At 43.2% G+C, this 7,197-nt stretch carries 8 protein-coding genes and 1 rRNA gene; 3 read left to right on the top strand and 6 right to left on the bottom strand.

Going from position 1 to position 7,197, the window contains the following annotated elements; translation table 11 throughout:
• A 16S ribosomal RNA gene (locus NCCP2222_RS15795) occupies positions 1-72 on the bottom strand; the annotation flags it as partial.
• A gap of 534 nt (positions 73-606) precedes the next feature.
• A complete protein-coding gene (locus tag NCCP2222_RS15800; protein ID WP_248513292.1) occupies positions 607-1,479 on the bottom strand; it encodes a nucleotidyltransferase-like protein in 873 nt (290 codons plus the stop codon).
• Positions 1,480-1,689: 210 nt separating this feature from the next.
• Here NCCP2222_RS15800 and NCCP2222_RS15805 point away from each other — a divergent pair, with 210 nt between their 5' ends.
• Positions 1,690-2,052, top strand: a complete 363-nt coding sequence (locus NCCP2222_RS15805; RefSeq protein ID WP_248513293.1) for a YgzB family protein — start codon at positions 1,690-1,692, stop codon at positions 2,050-2,052.
• A gap of 77 nt (positions 2,053-2,129) precedes the next feature.
• Here the strand turns inward: NCCP2222_RS15805 and perR are convergent, their stop codons facing one another.
• The 3 genes from perR to bcp form a co-directional block, all read right to left on the bottom strand.
• Positions 2,130-2,570 carry a Fur family transcriptional regulator gene (perR, locus tag NCCP2222_RS15810; protein ID WP_248513297.1) on the bottom strand — a complete coding sequence of 147 codons (441 nt, stop codon included), beginning with the start codon at positions 2,568-2,570 and terminating at the stop codon, positions 2,130-2,132.
• Positions 2,571-2,690: 120 nt separating this feature from the next.
• On the bottom strand, positions 2,691-3,635 hold the full coding sequence (locus NCCP2222_RS15815) for a D-2-hydroxyacid dehydrogenase (RefSeq protein WP_248513298.1): 945 nt from the start codon (positions 3,633-3,635) through the stop codon (positions 2,691-2,693).
• Positions 3,636-3,652: 17 nt separating this feature from the next.
• A complete protein-coding gene (gene bcp / locus NCCP2222_RS15820; RefSeq protein WP_248513299.1) occupies positions 3,653-4,129 on the bottom strand; it encodes a thioredoxin-dependent thiol peroxidase in 477 nt (158 codons plus the stop codon).
• Positions 4,130-4,251: 122 nt separating this feature from the next.
• On the opposite strand from bcp, the gene NCCP2222_RS15825 reads away from it, so the two are divergent.
• Positions 4,252-5,553, top strand: coding sequence for a glutamate-1-semialdehyde 2,1-aminomutase (locus NCCP2222_RS15825; RefSeq protein WP_282570717.1), 1,302 nt, complete (start codon positions 4,252-4,254; stop codon positions 5,551-5,553).
• 122 nt (positions 5,554-5,675) lie between these two features.
• Positions 5,676-6,758 (top strand): FUSC family protein, encoded by a 1,083-nt coding sequence (locus NCCP2222_RS15830; protein WP_248513301.1) that lies wholly within the window; start codon positions 5,676-5,678, stop codon positions 6,756-6,758.
• A 41-nt stretch (positions 6,759-6,799) separates the two neighbouring features.
• On the opposite strand, the gene NCCP2222_RS15835 is transcribed toward NCCP2222_RS15830, so the two are convergent.
• Positions 6,800-7,197 (bottom strand): ABC transporter permease (locus tag NCCP2222_RS15835; protein ID WP_248513303.1); only part of this gene is annotated, 398 nt, incomplete at its 5' end.

Genomic DNA, 7,197 nt, shown 5'->3' on the forward strand with positions numbered 1-7,197 from the left:
TGTCCGCTCGACTTGCATGTATTAGGCACGCCGCCAGCGTTCGTCCTGAGCCAGGATCAAACTCTCCATAAATCTGGCGACCGATATGCAGCGCATTGCGTTGTCGACTTCACTCGCTCAGTCGGTCACGTACCGTAGTACGCTCCCTTCTTCGCTCGTTCGTCTCCTAGCACTGCACTACATCTCGGTCGCCAGCGAGTACTTCTTTAATAGAAGAAACTCCGAAGAAATTCGAGTAGCTCGATTTCTGCTGGCATCATTTATGATGTCAATTTTGAATCCAAAGATTCGTGTTTGTCGTGTTCCCGACTGGGTCGGGTTCCGACTTTATTGTTGACGTTTTGCTGTTCAGTTTTCAAGGTTCACTGTGCTTTTCTCAAAAGCGACTTCTCTAATTTACCATCGCTTCCTCTTTCAGTCAAGCACTTTTTTTATTTTGTTTTTTCGCTTGTTTCGAGCTTGCTAAGTTGCTGTCCCAAGCGACGAATATTATATTAGCATGCGGTAACTAGAAGTGTCAACACGAAATCCAAAAAAACTTTTCAAAACCGTTTTCCATCGCCACTTGATTTAGCAAGCGGCGACTTCATACAGGTTCCGATCGCTTTACTGGGAAAGGGTTGCGCTGTAATCCCGGTGAAATACGAATTCATTTTTAGACTCAGATTTAACTATCTCGATTAATCCTTTCTCAACCAAAAACTCAATTAATACTTCTAGGTTGATGGAGTACATCCGTAGTTCCTCATGTTCATGAAGCTCTTGAATCGTCCAGCTTCTTTTAGCCGACATGATATCCAGGATATGCCTCGCTCCATCCAATGTTCTATTATGAATGAAAAACTCGCTGGCCAGGAACATTAATTCCAATCGCTTCTCAATTGGTTCCTCGCTTAGAATAAGTTCTTCATATAATTTATAAATGGCAGGATCTAATTTCTTCACTTGCGACCACACTGTCACTTCTGGTGATAAGCCAGACTCGATAATCGCCAATCTCGCTAAATGATGGAGAGATTGTACCGCATGATGATAGGAGTCCATATAGTCCTTCCGCTCAAAAAACGATTTACCTTCCATATAGGATCTGACCAACTTAGACAGTTCAATCCCCATCTTCACTCTTCTGCCATGGAAAGGATACTCTTTTAACTCTTCCTTGAGCTTCTCCACAAATTCGTTTCGATCAAAGTAGATTTTGCCGTAAAAAAGCCAGTCCACTACTTTTCTTTTCGTGCCTAGCAACAACCATTTTCGAAGTTGCTTTTCACTTATTACATGCATGGCAGCATTACCATTGCCATCTGTGTAATGTTTCGTATATATCGGTATCTCATTGTTCGAAGTGATAATAAGTAATATCTCATCAAATGTGTCTGTTACCGGGTCACCATCTGTACGTTTTTCCAACAGGATGACTCCCAAGGTTTCTGGCGAACTCGCCCGTTCTTGATAGATCGGTCTTAAAATCTGCTCCATCCTAACCCCTCCCTGTTTATTCACTTTCGACATCAATTCATCATAATCCTTCTTCACCTATTTCAGCCATGGAGACAATTATAATAGCTCTTCGCTAAAAACGCATTACGTGAATTACATAGAATTTATGATATATTAGTTTAGAAGCATTATGGTATTATTTGAATTTCACTACCCGGCAACAGTATCGCCCTTTAGGAGGATTATTCATTGAAACCGTACAAAAATAAAATAAACAGGATCCGTTCTTTCGCACTTTCTCTCGTTTTCATCGGCTTTGTCATCATGTATTTTGGTATCTTCTTTAAAAACCATCAGCTCATTATGTTGATTTTCATGGTGATTGGTATGCTGGCCATTCTCGCGAGTACGATTGTGTACGCTTGGATTGGCACCCTCTCGACTCGAGCCGTTCAAATTGTTTGTCCGAATTGCGGTAAACAGACCAAAATGTTAGGCCGTGTTGATATGTGCGGTCATTGCAGGGAACCGTTGACACTAGATCCCGCTTTAGAAGGCAAGGAATTTGACGAATCTTATAATCGTCCCTCACGTAAAAAAGAATCAGAATAAAAAAATCCGGTTCGCCTAGTTTGGCGGTCCGGATTTTTCTATTCTGATGCAAGTTGAGCAGTTGCAGTAGCCTGCTCTTAATTCGCAGCTGCGTTCTTCGCACATTTCGGGCATGTTCCGTATACTTCCAAGCGATGTGAATTGACTTTGAATCCCGTTACGTGTGATGCCAGGTGTTCCACTTCTTCCAGTCCCGGGTGGTGAAAATCGACAATCGTGCCGCATTGATCACAAATAATATGATAATGATCATGTGTCACGAAATCGAATCGGCTGGACGAATCACCATAAGTAAGTTCTTTTACAAGCCCTGCATTTCGGAAAACACGGAGATTGTTGTAAACCGTTGCTACACTCATATTAGGAAAGTCATGTTCTAATGCTTTATATATTTCATCAGCTGTTGGATGTGACTCCGAAGAGATTAGGAATTCTAATATCGCATGCCGTTGTGGTGTAATACGTACTCCACTTTCTTTTAATGTGACCAGCGCGTCTTTCAATGCGACTTCAGACATCGCTAACACCCCAATCCAAAAAGATTATCTCTTTATAATTATTATAATCAGTTTACTGAAAAGAGGTGCCTGCTGTCAACAAATCTGCTGAGCGAAGTATCATGTCAAATCCTTCTATTATCAATAACCTTGCTCAGGATCCAATAAATTGATTAGCTGCCTGTCTCCTGATTGCCACTTTACTAAATTCTCCTTGAAAATCTCAAGGGCTCTCGGAACGTAATTCCTTGAATGGCTTGAAATATGAGGAGAGATGGTTACATTGGACAACTCCCACAATCCGCTATCTTGTGGCAGAGGCTCCTCTTCAAAAACATCAAGCACAGCATGTCCGATTTTTCCGGACTGTAAGGCTTCCAAGATATCTTTTTCCTTAACAAGATCTCCACGCCCAAAATTCATGAAAACAGCAGTAGATTTCATCGCATCAAAATGCCTTGCCGTCAATATACCTTTCGTTTCAGGCGTACTTGGCAATACCGATATGACAAAATCAGCTTCCGGCAGCGCTTCTTCTAACCTGCTGAATTCAACAATTTCATCCATCGATTCGACCGGTTTCCCGGAACGGTTGCACCCAATCGTTTTAACTCCGAACGCCTTCAGCAGGCGCCCTATTTCTGACCCAATGGCACCCGGTCCGATAATCATCGCAGTGGAACCATTTAACTCAACAGAATGGACTTTCTTATTCCATTCCTTTCGCTTTTGATTTTCATAAATGGCCGGTAAAGAACGGCATAGCCCTAAAATATGTGCCAGCACCGACTCTGCCATTGGCGTCTTATGGATTCCTTTGACGTTGCTCACCACAATGTTCCGCTTCGCTATTTCAGACAAAGGCATTTTTTCTACTCCCGCAGAAGATACCATGATCCATTCCAAAGCAGTTGCCTTGTCCAATATGGTCTCATCGATATCTTCCCCATATGTCACGATAATATTTGCATGTTCCACTTCTGCTTCCTTAATTGAAGGAGAGATGCTAAATGTCACATCGGGAAATTGCTTTATCAACTCTTCATATTGCGTATCTTTTATTTTGAAAGTAAATACAGCCTTCAACCAGATTCCCCCTAGTTTTACTTGTTGATTAACTGCTCAAGCGAAGTTAAAACTTCTTGTATATGTCCTTTTACAGATACCTTTCGCCATTCCTTTACTACTGTGCCTGTTGGATCGATCAAGAACGTAGAACGTTCAATTCCCATATATTCTTTACCGAAATTCTTTTTCAGTTTCCAAACGCCATATTTCTCCGCGACAGCATGGTCTGCATCGACAAGCAATGAAAACGGCAGTCCTTGTTTTGCAATGAACTTTTCATGAGATGCACCGCTATCTGGGCTAACCCCTAAAATCACGGCATTCAATTTGCTGAAATCCGTATGGGCATCTCGGAAATCACAAGCTTGCGTCGTACAGCCAGGCGTGGCATCCTTTGGATAAAAATAGAGAACGACGTACTTTTCTCCAGCAAAGTCTTGTAATGACACGAGCTCCCCTTTTTCATCAGGCAATTGAAATTCCGGTGCTGGCATTCCTTCCAACTTCTCCATTATCATCACTCCTTTTCTTTCCTCCATCGTACCGGACACAACGCTCAGTTTCAATTTCTTTGGCGTAAGACAGTTTTTTGTTTAAAATGGAATAGCAGTTATTTGAACGGAGGCTAATGAATATGAACAGAACAAAATCAGAAGAAATCTATCGCGAAGCGTGCGAGCATATAGTTGGAGGAGTGAACAGCCCTTCTCGTGGATATAAAGCAGTCGGTGGAGGTGCCCCGACTGTTATGGAACGAGCGGAAGGTGCCTACTTCTGGGATGTGGACGGAAATAAATACATCGACTACTTGGGTGCTTATGGCCCGATCATTACCGGCCATGCTCATCCTCATATTACTGAAGCAATCACACAAGCAGCCAAAACAGGGGTCTTATATGGAACACCTACACCTCATGAAGTGAAATTCGCTAAAATGCTGAAAGACGCGATTCCAGGAATGGATAAAGTCCGATTCGTCAATTCAGGAACTGAAGCCGTTATGACGACGATCCGGGTAGCACGAGCCTATACAGGCAGAACGAAAATCATGAAGTTTGCCGGTTGCTATCACGGTCATTCCGATCTTGTGCTCGTAGCTGCCGGTTCTGGCCCTGCCACTCTTGGAACACCTGACTCTGCCGGTGTACCTGCTTCGATTGCGCAAGAAGTGATTACCATTCCATTCAATCAGCCGGATGCATACCGTGAAGCGATGGATAAATGGGGAGAGGAAGTCGCTTGTATCCTAGTTGAACCGATTGTCGGCAACTTCGGAATTGTAGAGCCAAAGGAAGGCTTCTTGCAAACCGTACATGAAATCGCAAAAGATAAAGGGGCTCTTGTCGTTTACGATGAGGTCATCACGGCATTCCGTTTCCACTACGGAGCCGCACAGACGATGCTTGGCTTTACACCAGATTTAACAGCATTCGGAAAAATCATCGGCGGTGGATTGCCGATTGGCGCATATGGCGGAAAAAAAGAAATTATGGATGAAGTCGCTCCATTAGGCCCTGCATACCAAGCTGGAACAATGGCTGGCAATCCAGCTTCCATGCTGGCCGGAATTGCTTGCTTGGAAGTTCTTCAGCAACCTGGCGTATACGAGCAGCTTGATCGATTTGGTGCGAAGCTTGAGGAAGGCATTTCATCGCTAGCCCAAAAACACGGCATCCAAATGACAATCAATCGACTTGGCGGAGCGCTGACTCTTTACTTTACAGACCAGACAATTGAAAACTATGAGCAGGCAGAAGCTACTGACGGAGTGATGTTCGGCAAGTTCTTCAAATTGATGTTGGAGCGGGGAATCAACTTGGCGCCGTCCAAATACGAAGCTTGGTTCCTGACAATCGCCCATACAGAAAATGATATTGAAGAAACCTTACAGGCAGTCGACGAGTCCTTTAAAGAGCTTTCCGCTATGATGGATTAACATTTATCAGTCATAGCACGCAATAATTCAGTTTGTTTAGTTGTAATTCTGAGTACCGCGTATTACCTTATATAGAAGATGATTCTTTCATTTTGAAAATGGATAATAGAAAGGAAAATAACATGAAACTAGGTGCCCGCATATTTAAAACGGGTATTGCAATTGTGTTCGCTTTATTCGTTGCTGAAGTCTTGCATTTGCCTAACCCCGTTTTTGCTGGAATTGCAGCCATTTTTGCAATCCAGCCATCCATATACCGTTCCTATTTAACCATTGTGGAACAGATTCAAGGGAATTTGATCGGGGCTTCAGTTGCAGTTCTGTTTGCTCTCATATTTGGACACCAGACGATTGTTATCGGCCTTGCAGCAGTCATTATCATTCTTCTTATGCTGAAATTCGGTTTGGAGAAATCCATTTCCCTGGCGCTTGTGACCATGATTGCAATCATGGAAATTAAAGGGGATGCATTCTTGTCATTCGCCCTGCTTCGTCTATTGACGATTATCATCGGCGTCTTGGCCGCATTTCTCGTCAATTTGGTTTTCATGCCACCGAAGTATGAAACAAAGCTGTTCCAAGCGATTCATCAGACGCAAGACGAAATAATACGATGGATCCGGCTAGCAGGTCGGCAAGCTTCCGAACATATTGCCACGAAAAAGTCCTTAGACAAATTGAAAGAGCGACTATCCCAAATTGACCAGCTCTATTTGCTGTTCAAAGAGGAAAGAAACTACTTCAAGAAGAGCACTATGGCGAAAACGAGGAAACTGGTCATTTACAGACAGATGCTCGCTACTTCGGAAAGCAGTTATGATGTGCTGAACAGGCTTCATCAATTCGAAAATGAACTGATTGCTTTGCCCGAGCACTTCCGTATGATGATCCAGGAAAGGCTCGATGCCCTGCTCACATATCATGAACAAATTCATCTGAAGTTTGTCGGCAAGTTGAAATCGGATAAAATGAGTGAAAATCTGAATGGCGAGTTTCTGCAGCGTCATGAGGTAATGGAGATATTTGTGAAGCAGATCGCCGTCACGAAAGAGGAAGAAGAGTTTTCGGCTTATCATCTGCTCCATATTCTTTCCTCCATACTGAATTACGAAGAACAACTGGAATACTTGGATCGACTGGTCGTTTCCAATCAAAAAAGACACGGCCAAGATATTAGTAAAGAGCTAAAAGAAGAAATTTATTGAAAAAGCCTAGGGATCCAAAAATGGATTCCTAGGCTTTTTCATTAACTTTTCATTTTCGGATCCAGCGCATCTCGTAACCCATCGCCCATCAGGTTAAAGCCCAATACGGTCAACATAATCGATAAGCCCGGGAAGATCATCGTCCACGGTGCGGACTGCAAGTAATCCTTAGAATCTGCAAGCATTTTGCCCCATTCTGGCATAGGCGGTTCCGCTCCCAATCCAAGAAACCCGAGAGCAGCTGCTTCCAAAATTGCAGTTGCGACTGCAAGTGTTCCTTGCACAATGACTGGGGCCATCGAATTCGGCAAAATATGAGAGAATAAAATCCGGGCATCCTTCATTCCGATTGCCTTAGCGGCAGATATATATTCCTCTTCTTTAATACTGAGCACCTTGGATCGAATCAGCCGGCCGAAATTTGGCACATTAATGATCG

The sequence above is a fragment of the Sporosarcina sp. NCCP-2222 genome (assembly GCF_023168145.1).
Taxonomy (GTDB): Bacteria; Bacillota; Bacilli; order Bacillales_A; family Planococcaceae; genus Sporosarcina.

Bases quoted from the DNA above. Each gene is read 5' to 3' on its own strand.
- NCCP2222_RS15800 (WP_248513292.1), bottom strand. From the start codon at position 1,479: ATGGAGCAGATTTTAAGACCGATCTATCAAGAACGGGCGAGTTCGCCA.
- perR (WP_248513297.1), bottom strand. From the start codon at position 2,570: ATGTCTGAAGTCGCATTGAAAGACGCGCTGGTCACATTAAAAGAAAGT.
- bcp (WP_248513299.1), bottom strand. From the start codon at position 4,129: ATGGAGAAGTTGGAAGGAATGCCAGCACCGGAATTTCAATTGCCTGAT.
- NCCP2222_RS15825 (WP_282570717.1), top strand. From the start codon at position 4,252: ATGAACAGAACAAAATCAGAAGAAATCTATCGCGAAGCGTGCGAGCAT.
- NCCP2222_RS15830 (WP_248513301.1), top strand. From the start codon at position 5,676: ATGAAACTAGGTGCCCGCATATTTAAAACGGGTATTGCAATTGTGTTC.